Here is a 17228-nt window from a genome sequence, read left to right as displayed (position 1 = left end):
TTTTTATTTTTTTGAATGAGGTCCGGTTGCCGGGCCTGAGTTGTTTGAGGCTGCAAAAGTACGCGCCTTCTGCGAGATTATTTTAGTTATAACATTACTTTTGCGGAAACTGTGCAAACCCCGGGCCCGTTTGCACAGCGGAATTTTTCGTTTGGCAGGTATATAGTTGCGCGGGGATGGATAAAATCGATTCTTAACACAGCGCCTGTATTGAAGAAGCCTAAAATTGCTTGCATTACAGCAGAAAACGGTAAGGCCGCCTTGTTTACAACAGGAAAGCGGCACCGGGTGCCGGCGTTGCCCGGCGGCAGTGCAACAGCTCGCTAGGGCATTTGCTTATTGTTAAGCAGCAGGTATTGCGCTGTCTGGTAGTAGGCATTGGTGAGGGCGCTCATTTTTTTGCGTGCAGAGTCCAATACCCGGCGGGGGTAATTGATCGTGGTATCAATCGGTGTCAGGTCTTCTTCCGCAAAGTCAAGACTTTTTACATAGTAGAACTGATCATTTACAATGCCGATCCTGCCGGCGGTATTGGTAATGAAAGCAAGGTTTCCCTTTTTGTCCGGGGCGAGAAGATCGCGGCCCAGCGTAAAATTATCATAGGGGCGTTGCAGCAAGCCGGCAATTGTGGGCAGCACATCAATTTGTGAAACCGTCTCTTTTCTCAGTTGAGGCGCAACGAGGTAGGGCGCATAGATCAGGAATGGAACGTGCTCGTCCGAAAGACGGTGTGTGGTCCAGACCGCGGGGTACACGCTGGTGGCATTACCGGCTACTCCGTGATCGCCGATGAAGGCAAAGATGGTATTGTGGAAATAGGGTTCCCGGGCAGCAGATTCTATGAACTTCCGGATGGAATAATCGGCATACCGGAAGGTGTTGTATTCTTCCAGCGACTCAAACCCATTGGCCAGGAGACTGTCTTTTGAAACGTTTTTTTTCTCAAAATCACGGTCTGTTGCCGGGATGGTGTAAGGCCTATGATTATCAGAGGTTTGTATGATCGCAAAAAAAGGTTGTTTTGCTGCTTTAAAGACATTGTTTGCGGCCATGAAAAGATCCTTATCACTGATGCCCCAAACATTGATCCGGGGTGCAGGTATGGTTTGTTCCGTATGCAGCTGAAGATTGCTGATATTCATCAGCAGGCCTTCAAAGTTATTGAACTCCGGGTCGCCGCCTAAAAAGTAATGTTTTGAATAATCGGTGAAATTGTTGATAATGGTGTTCTGGTCTATAGCTTCAGGATTGCGGGTGGAGAACTTGAATAACTGTACGTCGGGTGTACCGGTCAGGATGGCGAAAAGCCCCCTGGCGGTTGAAAAATGGGGAGTGAAACAGCGTTCGAAAAAGATCCCTTTCCGGCTCAGCGAATCAAAGTAGGGAGAGGCGTTGAGTACATTGCCGCTCATACTGCTTTTGTACATGCTGTAGGATTCGCAAATGACCAATACCACATTGGGCTTGCTTTCCAGCCCTGTACTATGAGGTGCTACTGTTCGCTTAAAGCCAAAGGGCGCCCTGGGTGGAAACTGGAGGAAGTCGGCCATAAGCGGAAAAGCTTCCCGGGCACCTTTTTCGTTGATCACGGGTTCCCGGAACCGCATGGTAGAAAAAAAATTTTGCAACGGGTTAAGGGCAAGATAGGTTTTAAAGCTGTCTTTGAGTGCAAAGGAGTCTTTCCATTTCAACGGTGTACTATCCATTTTCCCGTATATAAAAAGCCCCAGTACAATAGCGGCGATCACAAAGGGGAACCTGCGGTGCATGATGGCTTTGCCGTCTGTAAGATTGATGACCTGCCAGTGACTTTTGTTAAGCGCCCATTTAAAGCAAATGATGGCGGCTGCCAGGCCCACCAGGATCCAGACCAATGGATAGGTTTGCCAGATCATGTTGAGGGAGATACCGGGGTCCTCCACAAAATTCATGGCACCGGCGTCCAGCCGGGTACGGTTATAGGAAAAGCTGACCATGTCGGCAATAAAGAACAGGAACAACAGAAAGGTGACAATGGCCAGATACCAGGTCCAGATGCGTTTATTGCGGGCAGAATAGAAGGGGGAAAAAGAACGGCGGTAGCTGAACAGGATCACCGGCAGCAGGAAAATAGAGATCCACCGGAGATCGTACTGCACCCCGAGGGCAAAGGAGGGTACACAGTCATCAAAGGAAATGCCCGGAGGCTTGAATGCAAAGAAGGTAATGAACCGGAAAATGAAGAACAAGGCAAAAAGTACCAGCCCGGTGTTGATAACCCACAGGATCGTTTTCGGTATTTTCAGTCTTGATAACATAAAGCTGCAAACTTAGTTAAAAGTTTCAGTTGTCAGCTATCCGTTATCAGTAATCGGCCTTCAGTCCTCAGCGTTTAGCGCCAGTTTCCCGTCATTGGCCCGCTCCAAGACTTCGGCAGATTCCAGGGTTCAGTTCCGGGTTGGGTTTCCTTTTCAAAGGGCACACTGGTTGCAGGTGCTGATTAGCCGCATATTGTTGAACCTGGCCTGGGATTGTTGAGCCTGGTTTACAATTGCCGGATATTGAGACCCGCCGGTTATTCTCAAATTCCCGTATTTTCAAATTTTCAATTCCCCGATTCCCACATTCGCTAAATTTGCTCAATGACCCGTTTTTTGTACATCCCGTTCCCCGACTGGCTGGTAAAGGCCGACCGGTGGTTATTTGAACTGATCAATGTCAGGGGCGCCAACCCCTTCCTGGATGGTTTGTTGCCACTGTTCCGCAATCCTTATGTATGGGGGCCGCTTTACCTGTTTGTGGTGGCCTTTGTGCTCATCAATTTTAAAAAGCAGGGATGGCTTTGGTTATTGCTGTTTGTTTGTACCGCAGCCAGCACGGACCTGGTAGGCTCACACCTGTTTAAGCACATTTTTGAACGGCTGCGGCCCTGTAACGACCCTGAAATGGAAGGACATGTACGCATGGTATTAGGTCGTTGTTCCGGGGGCTTCAGTTTTGTATCTAACCACGCTATCAACCACTTTGGTATCAGCATGTTCTTTTTTGTAACATTCCGCCGGTTTTTCAGGTATGCCTGGGCTCCGCTCGTATGGGCAGGCATTATCGGGCTGTCGCAGGTATATGTGGGCGTGCATTATCCGTTTGATGTACTGGGCGGAACGATCCTCGGAATATTAATTGGCCTGTTTTGGGGCAACTTATTTAATAAAAGGATCGGATTTCATATCTTCGATAAGGAATCAACCGAAATAGATTAATGGAATTATTCATAATAGCCTTATTGATTTTACTCAATGGACTATTTTCAATGGCAGAAATAGCGCTTGTGTCAGCCAGGAAGGCAAGGCTGGAGGCTCAGGCGAATAAAGGGGATAAGCGGGCGGAAGCAGCGCTGAAATTAGCCAATCATCCGGATGTTTTTTTATCCACCGTTCAGATCGGGATCACCCTTATCGGTATTTTAACCGGTATTTATTCGGGTGAAAAGATCACCGGTCGTATAATCTCCTTTCTGGAGCAGTTTCCTGCCATCGCGGCCTATAGTAAAGGGATCGCAACCACAACGGTGGTGATCATTATTACCTACTTTACGCTCATTTTTGGAGAGCTGGTGCCCAAACGTATTGGCTTGTCGAGTCCCGAAAAGATTGCAAAATTTGTAGCGCAGCCTATGCGCTGGGTTTCGATCATTACTTATCCGTTTATCTGGTTGCTCACAAAATCGAGCGGGTTGATCGGGAAGATCTTAAATATCAAAAGTGAAAATACCCAGGTAACCGAGGAAGAGATCAAAGCGATCATCAGTGAAGGTACAGAGCAGGGAACGCTGGAAGAAACCGAGCAGGAGATCATTGAGCGGGTATTTCACCTGAGCGACCGGAATATCACTTCACTCATGACCCATCGCAGTGATATCGTATGGTTTAAAGTGAATGATACGGAGGAAATGATCCGGGAAAAAATATTAAAAGAACCCCATTCTATTTATCCGATCTGTGATGAAGAGATCGATGATATCAAGGGAGTCATTTCATTAAAAGACCTTTACACCAATAAGGATACAGTACCTTTTAAAGAACTGATGCGCCCGGCGCTTTTTGTACCCGAGAATAATACCGCGTTCCGGGTTATGGAAAAGTTCAAAGAATCACAGTTGCATTCCTGTTTTATTGTAGACGAATACGGAAGTGTGCTGGGGATGATTACCTTGAACGATATTCTTGAGGCGATCATTGGTGATATGCCGGAAGAAAATGAAGACGACTATGAAATTACCCGCAGGGATGATGATTCATTCCTGGTAGATGCGCAGATCCCTTTCTATGATTTTCTTTCTTATTTTGATAAGGCTGAATGGATGAACGAAGGCGAGCAGGAGTTTGACACGCTGGCGGGCTTTATCCTGCACCGGCTAAAACAGATACCGGCTACCGGCGATAAGCTCGACTGGAACGGGTTCGATTTTGAGATCGTTGATATGGACGGCCACCGTATTGATAAAGTGCTGGTGCATATCAGTGAAACATTGAAAGAAGAGATGGATGAGGATTAGGGTTTGTAGTGAGAAGTTTGTAGTGAGAAGTTTTTGGTGAGATGTTTATAGTGAGATGTTTATAGTGAGATGTACGGTGTGTTCCAGGTTCAAAGTTCCACATTGGGTATCCGGGTAAAGCTTGATGCTGTATACACTATCTCAATCGCTAAAAACGGAAGCTTGATAGCTTAAATTCTAAAAGAGGGAAAAAGCAAACGTCCAACTTCAAGATCTGACAGGGCCAACGGATCGCTGAAAACTACTATTCTAAAACGCCCCCACGCTCCGTCGGAGAAGAAAGATCTTCTTTTCCAAATCTCCACAGTAAACCGGCACCTTCGTTCAGGAAGAAAAATGATCAATAACCAGCTGCGCCTTTACCTTACCGACAACAGCGGCCAATTCATCCAGGGATCTTTCTTTGACGTTTTTAACAGAGCGGAACTCCTTCAGCAGTTCATCCGCTGTATTTTTACCGATTCCTTTTATAGATTCCAATTCATTTTTGAAGGTGCCCTTGCTTCTTTTCTGGCGGTGAAACGTTATGCCGAAGCGATGTACCTGGTCGCGTATAAACCGGATCAGTTTCAGGCTGGAGCTGCTATAGGGTAGTTTGAGTGATTCTTTATCACCGGCAAAGAAGATCTCTTCCACATTTTTGGCGAGGCCTACCAGGGTAATGCTGCCCTGTAATTCCAGCGCTTCCATAGCTTCCAGCGCGGCGCCCAGCTGCCCCTTTCCGCCATCGATGATCACCAGTTGCGGAAGGGCTTGCTGTTCTTCGGTGAGCCGTTTGTAGCGGCGGTAAACGGCTTCTTTCATGCTGGCAAAGTCATTAATGCCTTCTACTGTTTTTACATTAAAATGACGGTAATCTTTTTTACTGGGAACCCCGTTCTTAAAACAAACCATGGCCGATACGGGATAGCTGCCCTGGAAATTTGAGTTATCAAAACATTCGATATGCACGGGTAATTCCTGCAGTTGCAGATCAATCTGCAGTTGTTCCAGCACTTTAACATGATCTACATTCCTGTTGATCTTTATGCGCTCTTTGTTCCGGAGTTCCTCGATGAAATATCCCGCGTTTTTTTCCGAGAGTTCCAGGAGCTTCTTCCGGTCGCCCGCTTTTGGCACCATGATCTCAACATGGGCCTCCGGATAATCGATCTCAAAAGGCACAATGATTTCAGGAACCTGGCTGTTAAAGGTCATGCGCAGCTGGCTTACCGCATATACCAGGATCTCTTCTACCGGCTCATCCAAATGTGTTTCCAGTTTATTGGTCTGGGTTTGCACCACGGTCCCGTTCCGGATCATCAGGTAATTAACATAAGCAACGGACTGGTCTTTAATGATGGAAAACACATCTTTATCGCCGCCCCTGATGCCGGTGATCACCGATTTGGATTGATAATAGTCCTCGAGGTATTCGATCTTTTTGCGTACCTGTTCGGCTTTTTCAAATTCCAGCGCTTCGGCGTGCCCCCGCATTTCTTCCTTAAAATGGCGGATGACCGGCCCCAGGTTTCCCTTCAGCAGGTCGCGGATCTGCCCGATGTTAGCGTCGTAATCCTCCCTTGTTTGCAGCCCGGCACAGGGGCCTTTGCAGTTGCCTAAATGGTATTCAAGGCAAACTTTGTATTTCCCTTTTTCGATGTTCCTGGCGCTTAGGTTCAGACTGCAGGTGCGCATAGGAATGGTGCGTTTGATAAACTCCAGCAGCTCCCGTACCTTAAAAACCGAAGTATAAGGTCCCAGGTATTCCGACCCGTCATTAACCGGTTGCCGTGTGAGGTAAATGCGGGGAAAAGGCTCATTTTTGATCACGATATACGGATAGGACTTGCTGTCCTTCAGATTGATATTGTACTTGGGCTGAAACTGTTTGATCAGCGCATTTTCCAGGAAAAAAGCGTCGGGCTCACTATTAACGATGGTGAACTCGATATGCTCAATGCGCTGCACCAATTCGTGCGTTTTATAATTGGTAAAGGTTTTATTAAAGTAGGAGCTTACCCGCTTGCGCAGGTCCTTAGCCTTTCCTACATAAAGGATCTTCCCGGTATCATCAAAGTATTTATAGATGCCCGGCTGGTGCGGGATGGTGGTGGCGATATTTGAGAATGTTTCCTGTGTCAATCTGTTGGTAAATACGTGTAGAAACGTACAAAATTAGCCGGTAAATGTTGTTTTAAAAAAAATACGTTGTAAAAACAACGATAGAGACAGGGGCTACTGGCGTCTAAGCAGGATGGTCGCCAGGGCCTTTCGGGTCTCACTGGGGTTGTTGGACAGGTAACGGGCTATTGGCTACTGATAAATATCTTTTCGATGGCCTATTGCAATAACTTCAATGATCAGTTTACTGTCAATGATATTGTAAATAATACGATAATCACCTACCCTGATCCGGTAACCATCACGTGCTGTTAGCTTGCAGTAACCGGGAGGGCGCGGGTTTTGTTGCAATTTCCGGATAGCTTTAAATATAGGCGCGGCAACAGTATCGGAAAGCTTATCCAGCTGTTTACTGACCTTTCCTGATAAAATGACGGTATACTTAATCATCTTTCGTTTCCCTTTTTTTTAAGTAATCGTCCAGTGAAATACGAGCTCCGTCATCTTCGCGCATGGCCTGGTCATAAAGTAATACATCCATGGCTTCATCCAGCTCTTCCATAAGAGCATTGTACTCTGCCTTTGTAAGTACAACCAATTGCTCACCTGCTGTATCTGTTATATATTGAGGATGTAACCGGACCATGATCTTTCGTTTTACCGAAGTTACGAAAAACATCCTTCTTTATCCGTTTCACCACCAGGGCAAATGCATCTAAATTGGGTGGAGCGCGCGCACCGGGAGCATTTGCAGGCACTGTAAGTGCCTTGTGTTTATAACAAGGTATGACCCCGGCTTCTGTAGGAGTCGCGTAAAATTTCAGGCCCAACAAACACGCGGCTCCTACAGGAGCCGGGGTCATCAAAACAGCATATTGCTATAAACATACTGCTCCTCCGGAGCTGAGCATTGCTGGAATTAGATGCGTTTGCCCTGGTTTCACCACTTTTGGGAAACTAAAAGGCAGGCTTTATTTTAAGCCCGCCCTTCAGTATTCAAAATAAGATAAACTGCTTAGAGCCTGTTTAAAATTCATTCAATGGCTTTATTATGGCTGTTTTGGGCTGCAACTGCGTTAAATTTTTCGCCATAGTGGCCTACTATGCCTGCAAAATTTTCCTTGTTTCGCTCCAAAATAGCTTCATAATAAATTCCATCAATAAAATTTAAACAGGCTCTTATTGTATAGAATCTTTATCAACCAGTATATCCCCGGTCATTTCCCTGGGTATGGGCAATTTCATAAAGGTAAGGATGGTCGGCGCAATATCGCCCAGTTTGCCTTCTTTTACCGCGCCTTTCCAGTTATTGTCAATAATGAACAGGGGAACCGGGTTCATGCTGTGCGCGGTATTCGGACTGCCATCTTCATTCACCAGGTAGTCGGAGTTACCATGATCGGCGGTGAGGAAGATCACATAGTCCTGTTTCAATGCTTCGTTTACGATCTGCTCCACGCATTGGTCTACCGTTTCCACTGCTTTTATAGCAGCTGAAAAAACACCGGTATGCCCTACCATATCTGCATTTGCAAAGTTCAGGCAGATAAAATCGGCCGTTTTATTGTGGATCTCGGGGAGAATAGCTTCCGTAAGCTCCCGGGCGCTCATCTCCGGCTGAAGATCATAGGTGGCTACCTTGGGTGAAGGCTTCAGGATACGGCTTTCCCCTTCAAATGGCTTTTCGCGCCCGCCGCTGAAAAAGAATGTCACATGCGGGTACTTCTCCGTTTCTGCAATGCGGATCTGTTTCAGGTGATGGGCTTCGATCACTTCCCCGATGGTTTGGGTAAGATCTTCATTACGGAACAATACATGGACGTTCTTAAACGTATGGTCGTAAACGGTCATGGTGGTATAATCCAGTTCCAGGGTATGCATATTTTGCTCCGGGTGGTCCTGCTGGGTCAGCACTTCGGTAATCTCCCGGCAGCGGTCTGTACGGAAATTAAAACAGAGCACGGAGTCCCCGTTTTGAATAGTGGCTACCGGCTGGTTGTCGGCATTTACGATCACCGTTGGTTTGATAAATTCGTCCGTAATACCCTGCGCATAGCTGTTCTTAACGGCTTCCACTGCAGAGGCGGAGGTTTCACCTTTCCCGTTTACCAGGGCCTCATAGGCCAGGGCAACACGCTCCCAGCGTTTATCCCGGTCCATAGCGTAATACCGGCCATCCACCGTTGCAATTTTACCCGTTCCCGTTTGATCCAGGTGCTGCTGCAGCGCTTCTATAAAACCCAGCCCGCTTTTGGGATCCGTATCTCTTCCGTCGGTAAAAGCGTGGATGTAGACCTCCTGTAACCCATTGTCCTTACAAATGTTAATTAGGGCTTTCAGGTGGTTGATATGCGAGTGCACTCCTCCGTCGCTGACCAAACCTAACAGGTGTAAGGGTTTGCTGTTTTCTTTTGCATGGGTAATGGCACGCAACAATTCTTTATTGGATGCCAGCTCGCCTGTCTTAATGGCTACATTAATGCGCTGAAGTTCCTGATACACAATACGTCCTGCACCAAGATTGAGGTGCCCCACCTCAGAGTTCCCCATTTGTCCCTCCGGTAATCCCACTAATTCCCCAAATGTGGTAAGGGTGGTATGCGGATACCGGCTGTATAATGACCTGGTAAAAGGTACATTGGCATTCTGGATCGCGTCTGCTGATGCAACTTTCCCGAGTCCCCAACCGTCCATTATGAGTAATATTGCTCTTTTTTGTGACATGAACTTGTGATTTTAGTTAAAAATTAAAAAAGGCTTCGGTAACCGGATGGTAAAACAGCAGGGCTACCGAAGCGGTAAAATTAAAAAGATTGTTCAAGAATAAATGACTTCACCCGGGTCTATTTACAAACATTTTGATCGGGACAGAAAGATACCTGGTGAACAAGCATGATTTTTTAATATATTCGTGATACCCTGAGAAGGAGTAATAACAAAATGAAGATACAATGAAACATTTATTACGATTGTCTTTTATTGCTTTTGCAATCAACCTGTTGGCCATTAGTCTGCATGCGCAGAGCGTGGATGGTGTCATTACAAGTCTTAAAACCGGGAATGCGGCACAGCTTGTAGGAAATGTAGGAGAGAACATGCAGTTAACGATCGCCGATAAAAGCAACAACTATAACAAATCCCAGGCCGAGCAGGCGCTGAAGGAATTTTTCGGAAAAGTAACGGTAAAGGGTTTTGAGCTTAAGCATAAAGGAAGCTCCCCCAATGGTAACTATGCGATAGGGACCCTGCAAACGGCCGGTGGAAATTACCGGGTCAATATTTTTATGCGGAAGGAAAAGGGGGGCGAAGTGATCAAAGAACTGCGCTTTCAGCTGATTGAGTAAGAATTCTGTGAAAATTTAATGATAAAACGGCCTCTCCTAATGAGAGGCTGTTTATTTTTACAGCCATGGACTCATTTCAGGAAAAACTAGAGCATCTGATCCGCGAAGCACTCCGGGAGGATATCGGATCCGGGGATCATTCTACGTTGTGTTGCATTGACCCGGCGGCAAAAGGAAGGGCCGTATTAAAAGTAAAGCAGCAGGGCGTGCTGGCGGGGACACAGGTGGCCGAAGCCATCTTAAGACTTAAAGAGCCGGGGAGCGCAGTAACGTTCTTTATGCAGGATGGGGCTGATATGAAACCCGGTGATATTGCCTTTGAGGTAACTGCCCTGGAACATACGATTTTGCAATGCGAGCGACTGCTGCTGAACTGTATGCAACGCATGAGTGGTATTGCCACGCTCACCCGCAGGTATACCGATAAATTAAAAGGGTACCACACCCGGTTGCTCGATACCCGGAAAACCACTCCCAATTTCCGTTTGCTGGAAAAAGAAGCCGTACGTATCGGAGGGGGCGTGAACCATCGTTTTGGTCTGTATGATATGATTATGTTGAAGGATAACCATATAGACTACGCTGGAGGGATCGAAAATGCTATTCAGAGAGCTTATGACTATGTGCAGCGCAACCGGCTTGCCATAAAAATTGAAATTGAAACAAGGACGCTGGAGGATGTTAAAAAAGTGATGGAGGCGGGTGAAGAAAAAGTATTCCGGGTTATGCTGGATAATTTTACCCCGGGGCAGATCCGGGAGGCGCTTCAAATAATTGATGGCGTTTTTGAAACGGAGGCCAGTGGCGGCATCAACCTGGATACTATTGAGGCCTATGCTGCTACCGGTGTTGATTTTGTAAGCGTGGGCGGACTCATTCACCAGGCGCAAAGCCTTGACCTGAGCCTGAAAGCGGTGGTATGATCTTCCATGTTCCAGGTTTCACGTTTGGTGCGGCACCCGGAACTTTAAACAAAAAAATCGTGGCAAAGAATAAGTCAGACCAGCACGGATTTGTATACAGTACCAACCCGGATTTTAAGTTTGAACAGTCCGGCGACGGGCAGGATACGCTGCAGCCTGGGCAGCAAAGGTTGCGTATACAGCTGGAAACAAAGCACCGGGGAGGCAAAACGGCCAGTGTGATCCTGGGGTTTACCGGAACTGACAGCGATCTGCAGGACCTGGCAAAGAGATTGAAGTCCTTTTGCGGGACAGGGGGCAATGCCAAGGATGGCGAAATTATCATCCAGGGAGATCATCGCGATAAATTGCTTCAATGGTTCCAGAAGAATGGCTATACACAGGCTAAGAAAAGCGGCGGATAAGGATTGCTTCTGTGTTTGTTCCTGGTTCTTTGTTTGAAATTTAATATTGTTTAAAGTTTCAGGTTCAACGTTAGATCCGTGTGCGTGCCTCAATGTTCTATTGATAGCTGATAACTGACGGCTACTTCTTCGACATCAGTGTTTCGCCGGCAGGAACTGTTTCCGGGGCGTTGACCTCCGTTCCTTCCAGCTTTAACCGGGGATCGTTGACATTGACCAGTTCTGCAAGTTCATACACATTCCGGTACCCATACCCGTAGAGGTTGATATAGGTAGGGATATTCAGGGCCAGTGTTATGGGCCTGAGCTTTTTGGACGCAGCAGCCGGAACCACGGCCTTGGTAGCGAAGTTGCGCTGATCTCCCTCAAAATTATTATTGCAATAGATCAGCACTTTTGTCGCTGTCGTCGGAATCATTCGCGACAGGTTCTCCTGTGTAAAATCTGAAAAATTCAGATGTACGGCATTTTGTATATGCTTCCGGTTATACATTTCATCCGACCGGGTATCCAGTACCACCACCCCTTTTTCACCACTGAGCTTCAAGAACTCATCCAGGGTCACCAGCTTTTTTTTCCGGTGCTCCTTTACTTCTTTTACAAGCTGTTCAAAAGCATCATAGTCTACTTTTGCCTTTGCGGGGGCCTTTTGAGCTGATACGGTCTGTATTGCGAGCAATGCCGGTAAAATAAGAAGCAAGATGCCTGGTTTCATTGTTACTGTTTTTAACAGGATGAAGTTAATTATTTCCCGGTTGCATATGAAAAATGAGCCACCGCTTCCGGTACTCCCCCTGTTGCATGGTAAAAGTCAAGTGCTGCGGAATCCGTTGCACTGGCTTGTACAAAAAAATCCGACACTCCATGTGCCCGGCACCAGGTGCCGAGCGTATCAAGGAGCCTGCGTCCAATGCCCTGCCGTTGATATGCCTCTTTAACGGCCAGATCGTAGAGGTACACTTCGCTGGCCTCCGAATAAACAGAAGGAAGCATGTAGGCGGTAAGCCCCCCGATAACAATATCGTTTGTAGTGGCAACAAAGAATCCGATGTTTTTTTGGAACAGGAGATTCTTTAAATAAGTCTCGTCCGGCAGGGATGCGGTCATTGCAAATACGTCAACATAAAGGAGTATGAGTTGCCGGAGCAATAATCCGTCCTCCTGCAGGAGTTGTCTGTACCGGATATTCATACGCAAAAGATACAAAAAAGCCGGAACAAAGATCCCGGCTTTTCAAAAATGGATTCGTAGGCTTAGAGCCTGTTTAAAATTCATTCAATGGCTTTATTATGGCTGTTTTGGGCTGCAACTGCGTTAAATTTTTCGCCATAGTGGCCTACTATGCCTGCAAAATTTTCCTTGTTTCGCTCCAAAATAGCTTCATAATAAACTCCATCAATAAAATTTAAACAGGCTCTTAATACCCGAAAATTTCTTCCAGCGTAAGGGTTTTTACCTGTCCGATCTTCTCAAGATCATCCGTTTTTATTTTTTTATCAGAACCCAGCACACAGTAGGTATAAGGTTTGCCCGACAGTTCCTGTTGATGAAAGGTCCGGATATTGTCAAAATTGATGCCGCCCAGCTGCTCATATTTTGTCTTCCGGATATCGTAGTTCAGTCCCTTGCGCTGCGCGGCCAGGTAGCTGAAGAGGATCCCTTCGTTGGTAATCCGATCGGTTTCCAGGTCATTCTTTAAGCTGGCTTTGGCGCTTTCAAAGCTTTTATCCGATTTCGGAAGCGTATTGATCAGGTCGTTCATGCCGGCGATGGCTTCTTTCATCTTGTCCGCCTGGCTGCCCACGTAAGCTATAAAGCTGTACCTGTCTTCTTTTTTGGAGGGCGTCAGGTAAAGCGCATAGGTGGAATAGGCCAGTGCCTTGGATTCGCGGATCGTTTGAAAAACAACGCCTCCCATGCCGCCGCCAAAATAATTGTTGAATACGTCTGCAGTCAGCTCCTTTGCGGGGTCGTAGGCTTCGGTATTGCGCATCCACCGGATCTCAGATTGTACCATATCGTAATTGGTAAACAATACCTGGTTGGCTGTCTGGATGGTCCGGTTGAAGGTAAGCCCCCTGGGATAATCATTGAAGGCGGAGGGTACTTTATGAAATGCGGCAATTCTTTTTGAAATTGCTGCCATCGTTACCGGCCCAAAATACATAGCAGTGTGTTTATAGCCGGTAAGCTGATGCAATGCATCGATCAGGGTCTTGCTATCGAGGTTTTTCAGCTCTTCGTCGCTAAGGGTATAGTTGAAGGGATTGTTGGCGCCGTAAGATGCGTAGGAGCTGAGCCCCTGCATAATGGCGCCCTTATCCAGTTTTCGGTTGGCCCTCGCTTTTGCCAGTCGTCCCTTTAATGCGGTAAGAGCGGCCTCATCTGCTTTACAGTTTAACAGCAGGTCTTCGAAAAGACGGGCGGCCTTTTCAAAATTCTCCTGCAGCCCGCTGATGGTGATTGTTGTGTTTTCGGTACCCACGTTCACAGCGTAGTTGCAGGCAATATTGTAAAATGCTTTGTTAATGGCTTCGGCCGAATTTTTATCGGTACCAATATAAGAGAGATAGCTTGCTGCTATGGGCAGGATCTTATTGTTCCAGGAGCCCATATCGAACCGGTAATAAAGGCTGAACAGCTCGTTCTCTTTATTAGGAACGTATAACAGTTCCGCGGAACCGGCCTTTCCTTTCTGGATGGCTTTGGTATAGTCGATCCATAGCGGCTTTACCGGCGTGGCTGGCAGGGCATTTACTTTTTTTACATAGTCCGACTCCAGGTTATCGTTGGTGGCCACCGGTGTAATGGCTGGTTTTTCAACCTTTGTAATGCTTTTGTCTTCTCCCTTACGTTTATAGATAACGGTATAGTTATCCGCTTTGAAAAACTGGTTGGCAAAATCCACCACGTCTTTCTTGGTGATCTTTGAAAGCGCCTGCAGGTAAGATACATTTTTGATCCAGCCTTCGCCCTTGTTGGCAATAAAAGATTGCATTAACTGGCTTGCCCGGTTATCGTTGCTGGAAAGTCCGCGGATCTCATCTAACTTATAATTGGCAACAATGGCTTTCAAAAGCTGATCATCAAAGTTGCCTTTTTTTATGATATCGATTTGCTCAAACAAAAGGTCTTTTACGGTTTCCAACGATTGCTCCTGTTTGGCCGTGGCATAAATATCAAAAACGCCATAGTCCTTATACTGTCTCAGGTAAGCACCGCCCGAAAGGATTTTCTGCTGCTGGTTCAGGTTCAGGTCAATCAGGCCGGCCTTGCCATTGGCAAGAATGGTGGACAGCAAATCAGCCATCATGGCTTCCCGGCTGCCCTCTGGTCCGCCACGGAAGCCGATCTGGACATTTTCGGCGCTGGGCCCAAGGATGTTCGTAACTACAGGGCCTTTTATTTCCGGCTCCGGAGCATGCTCATACCCGGTTACGGGACTGGACTTCATATAGGCAAACTGTTTATTAACCTCCTTAATTACAGCTTCGGTATTAAAATCGCCGGCCAGGATGATTGCCATATTATCAGGCACATAGTATTTGTCAAAGTATTGCCGGATGGCTTTTAATGAGGGATTCTTCAAATGTTCTATAGTGCCAATGGTGGTTTGCTGCCCGTAGTTAGAGGTGGGGAACAGGTTGCGGTGCATGGCTTCCATTACCTTCCAGCCATCGTTATCCATGGTGCGGTTCTTCTCTTCATATACGGCTTCCAGCTCTGTATGAAAGATCCGGAACACGGGGTCCCGGAAGCGGTCGGCCTGCACTTTGAGGAATTTGTTCAGGGAGGTAGATGGTATATTTTCTTCATACACCGTTTCTTCCACCCAGGTATGAGCATTGGTGCCCTGGGAGCCCATTGTTGCCATCAGTTTCGTGTACTCGTTGGCAATGGAGATCTTGGCCGCCTCGCCGGACACCTGGTCTATTTCTTTGTAAATGGCTCTGCGTTTGGCCGTATCTGTTGTGGAGTTATATTGTTCGTAAAGGTTCTCGATCCGGTCCAGGTAGGGCTTTTCCTTTGCATAGCTGGTGGAGCCCATTTCACTGGTGCCTTTAAATAAAAGATGCTCCAGGTAATGTGCCAGCCCGGTATGATCCTTTGGATCGGTGTTGCTTCCCGCCCTTACGGCGATCTTGGCGGTGATCCTTGGCTCTTTTTTGTTTTCGGTCAGAATAACGGTCAAACCATTCTTCAGTGTGTAAAAGCGGGTATTCATAGGATCGTTGCTTACATACCTGTAAGGGATCCCGTCCGTGGAACCGGCCATCCATTGGTAGCTCTTCTGCTGTGCCCTGGCATGAATGACGAGCAAGGCGCTGGCAGCAACACAAGCAATTAATTTTAATTTCATAATTATTGTATTTGGGGTCGTTTCTGTAAAAATAATAAAATGCAGGTGCTTTGTTTGAAAAAAATTAAACAACGGGTGCCGGGAGTTTGGACTGTTGAATTTTTTCTAAACAGGTGCCGTTCGGTTTGCGGGCGTTTTTCCCGCTGATCTTTCCCCGTTCCTCTTCGCAGCGGGGGCGGAAAAAGGCTCAGAGTTCCGGGGAATTGAGCTGCAGCTTTGGATGACGGGTAGAAGCCCAGGCGCTGTGCGCCAGTTGGAACAGGCAGGATGCGGTCTCGTCACCCGGAAGCAGGAACATCCCATTGGGTTTCAGCCCCAGTTTTTTCAGGAGCTTTTGCGAGGCGCTGTTCCCCGGCATGGTGATGGCAAAGACCTGTTCGAGATGATAGGCTTCAAAACCGGTTTCGAGGAGCTTCTGCGCTGCTTCAAAAGCATACCCTTTGTGCTCAAACCGGGGAAGCAACGCAAATCCGATATCCGGGGCCGGTAACCCTTCCCTCCGGTAAAGCCCGCAGGTTCCCATTTTTTTTTGATCGCTCTTGCGGATCACGGTGAAACTTCCAAAGCCAGGCAGCTGCTGTTGCGGCCTTATCCGCAGCAGGATATAATTCCGGGCTTTCTCAAAAGAAGTAATCTCCCGGTTACCGATGTATTTTAGCCATTTGGGCGAATTCATTAAATAAAAAAGAAAGGGAGCATCTTCTTCCGATGTGGGCCGCAGCAGCAGTCTTTCCGTTTCCAGTGAAATAAGGTCGCTCATACAGTTACCTTTAATTACCCTTCAAACGTACATAAAATTTTTATCTTTGAGCGTACAATAATCTGTTTATGACGGATCCGATCCGCTTTGTGGTAATTGATGATGACCTGCTGGACCAGCTGGTGCTCCGGGAGTATGTAGCGGCCTACCCGGCCCTGCAAGCTGCCGGTTATTTTACCAGTTCTGCAGAAGGCCTGGTATTTGCCGAGGCCAACCGGCCTGATGTTGCTTTCCTGGACATTGATATGCCGGGGCTTACCGGGCTGGACCTGGTCAGCCGGATCCGGGATAAAATACCTGTCTGTATCTTTATTACCTCGCATGCCGAGTTTGCCCTGGAGGGATTTAAGCATTCGGCCCTCGATTATATTTTAAAGCCGCTTACTGCAGAGCGATTTGCGCTTTGTGTACAGCGGATCAAAGACTACCTGGCCATCAGGAGAAAGGCCGCTGCTTATGAGGTGCTGGTCGAAAAGGAAAGTCTTGTAATAAAGGAGGGGCATAGTCATATCAAACTTCCGCAGCATGACATCATTTACCTGGAAGCGATGCAGGACTATACCAGGGTGGTAACGGAGCATAAAAATTATATGACGCTTGCTACTTTTACCGGGCTGCTGGAGCGGCTCCCGGGAAAAAAATTCCTGCGGGTGCACCGCAGTTATGCCGTTGCGGTTCATAAAGTACGCGAACAGCACACCGATAAATTGATATGCGGTAATACCACCATACCCATCGGCAAGACCTATCGCAGCGTTGTAGCCCAAATGAAATTTTAATAAGACCGGAACTGTTTTTTA

General features: G+C 47.1%; 15 protein-coding genes. 6 read left to right on the top strand and 9 right to left on the bottom strand.

The features are described 5' to 3' along the window. Positions 1–323 precede the first annotated feature (323 nt). A complete protein-coding gene (locus BLS44_RS21775) occupies positions 324–2297 on the bottom strand; it encodes an LTA synthase family protein (RefSeq protein WP_090392391.1) in 1974 nt (657 codons plus the stop codon). Positions 2298–2621: 324 nt separating this feature from the next. Here BLS44_RS21775 and BLS44_RS21770 point away from each other — a divergent pair, with 324 nt between their 5' ends. Both BLS44_RS21770 and BLS44_RS21765 read left to right on the top strand, forming a co-directional pair. After that, positions 2622–3239 (top strand): phosphatase PAP2 family protein, encoded by a 618-nt coding sequence (locus BLS44_RS21770; RefSeq protein WP_090392389.1) that lies wholly within the window; start codon positions 2622–2624, stop codon positions 3237–3239. Further along, positions 3239–4534: a hemolysin family protein gene (locus BLS44_RS21765; RefSeq protein ID WP_090392387.1), complete on the top strand. Its 1296-nt coding sequence runs from the start codon at positions 3239–3241 to the stop codon at positions 4532–4534. The genes BLS44_RS21770 and BLS44_RS21765 overlap by 1 nt, the downstream gene beginning before the upstream one ends. Before the next feature lie 324 nt (positions 4535–4858). Here BLS44_RS21765 and uvrC read toward each other — a convergent pair whose 3' ends face one another. The 4 genes from uvrC to gpmI all read right to left on the bottom strand — a co-directional run bounded on the left by uvrC (position 4859) and on the right by gpmI (position 9361). Continuing rightward, positions 4859–6658, bottom strand: a complete 1800-nt coding sequence (uvrC, locus tag BLS44_RS21760) for an excinuclease ABC subunit UvrC (RefSeq protein ID WP_090392385.1) — start codon at positions 6656–6658, stop codon at positions 4859–4861. 171 nt (positions 6659–6829) lie between these two features. Continuing rightward, on the bottom strand, positions 6830–7087 hold the full coding sequence (locus BLS44_RS21755) for a type II toxin-antitoxin system RelE family toxin (protein ID WP_090392383.1): 258 nt from the start codon (positions 7085–7087) through the stop codon (positions 6830–6832). After that, the gene (locus BLS44_RS21750) at positions 7080–7283 is read right to left on the bottom strand and encodes a hypothetical protein (RefSeq protein ID WP_143019882.1); all 204 of its coding nucleotides are present in this window, start codon (positions 7281–7283) and stop codon (positions 7080–7082) included. The genes BLS44_RS21755 and BLS44_RS21750 overlap by 8 nt, the downstream gene beginning before the upstream one ends. Positions 7284–7816: 533 nt before the next feature. Beyond that, positions 7817–9361: a 2,3-bisphosphoglycerate-independent phosphoglycerate mutase gene (gene gpmI, locus BLS44_RS21745; RefSeq protein ID WP_090392378.1), complete on the bottom strand. Its 1545-nt coding sequence runs from the start codon at positions 9359–9361 to the stop codon at positions 7817–7819. 227 nt (positions 9362–9588) lie between these two features. Here gpmI and BLS44_RS21740 point away from each other — a divergent pair, with 227 nt between their 5' ends. The 3 genes from BLS44_RS21740 to BLS44_RS21730 all read left to right on the top strand — a co-directional run bounded on the left by BLS44_RS21740 (position 9589) and on the right by BLS44_RS21730 (position 11308). Beyond that, a complete protein-coding gene (locus tag BLS44_RS21740) occupies positions 9589–9981 on the top strand; it encodes a DUF4783 domain-containing protein (RefSeq protein WP_176954511.1) in 393 nt (130 codons plus the stop codon). A 65-nt stretch (positions 9982–10046) separates the two neighbouring features. After that, positions 10047–10904 (top strand): carboxylating nicotinate-nucleotide diphosphorylase, encoded by an 858-nt coding sequence (nadC, locus tag BLS44_RS21735; RefSeq protein WP_090392374.1) that lies wholly within the window; start codon positions 10047–10049, stop codon positions 10902–10904. Between the two features lie 59 nt (positions 10905–10963). Then, positions 10964–11308 (top strand): translation initiation factor, encoded by a 345-nt coding sequence (locus BLS44_RS21730; protein ID WP_218127800.1) that lies wholly within the window; start codon positions 10964–10966, stop codon positions 11306–11308. A gap of 121 nt (positions 11309–11429) precedes the next feature. Here the strand turns inward: BLS44_RS21730 and BLS44_RS21725 are convergent, their stop codons facing one another. From BLS44_RS21725 to BLS44_RS21710, 4 genes are all read right to left on the bottom strand, one after another. Beyond that, on the bottom strand, positions 11430–12023 hold the full coding sequence (locus BLS44_RS21725) for a rhodanese-like domain-containing protein (protein WP_090392370.1): 594 nt from the start codon (positions 12021–12023) through the stop codon (positions 11430–11432). A 29-nt stretch (positions 12024–12052) separates the two neighbouring features. Next, positions 12053–12499, bottom strand: a complete 447-nt coding sequence (locus BLS44_RS21720) for a GNAT family N-acetyltransferase (RefSeq protein WP_090392369.1) — start codon at positions 12497–12499, stop codon at positions 12053–12055. 226 nt (positions 12500–12725) lie between these two features. After that, entirely contained in the window at positions 12726–15668 is a 2943-nt protein-coding gene (locus BLS44_RS21715; protein ID WP_090392367.1) for a M16 family metallopeptidase, read from the bottom strand. A 187-nt stretch (positions 15669–15855) separates the two neighbouring features. Continuing rightward, on the bottom strand, positions 15856–16428 hold the full coding sequence (locus BLS44_RS21710) for a GNAT family N-acetyltransferase (RefSeq protein WP_090392365.1): 573 nt from the start codon (positions 16426–16428) through the stop codon (positions 15856–15858). Between the two features lie 68 nt (positions 16429–16496). Between BLS44_RS21710 and BLS44_RS21705 the strand changes: the two genes are divergently transcribed. After that, positions 16497–17207, top strand: a complete 711-nt coding sequence (locus tag BLS44_RS21705) for a LytR/AlgR family response regulator transcription factor (protein ID WP_090392362.1) — start codon at positions 16497–16499, stop codon at positions 17205–17207. Positions 17208–17228: the final 21 nt, after the last annotated feature.

The organism is Niabella drilacis, assembly GCF_900101395.1.
GTDB lineage: Bacteria > Bacteroidota > Bacteroidia > Chitinophagales > Chitinophagaceae > Niabella > Niabella drilacis.
Note: the sequence above shows the minus strand (reverse complement) of the source record. Positions and strands in the feature narration are given on the sequence as shown.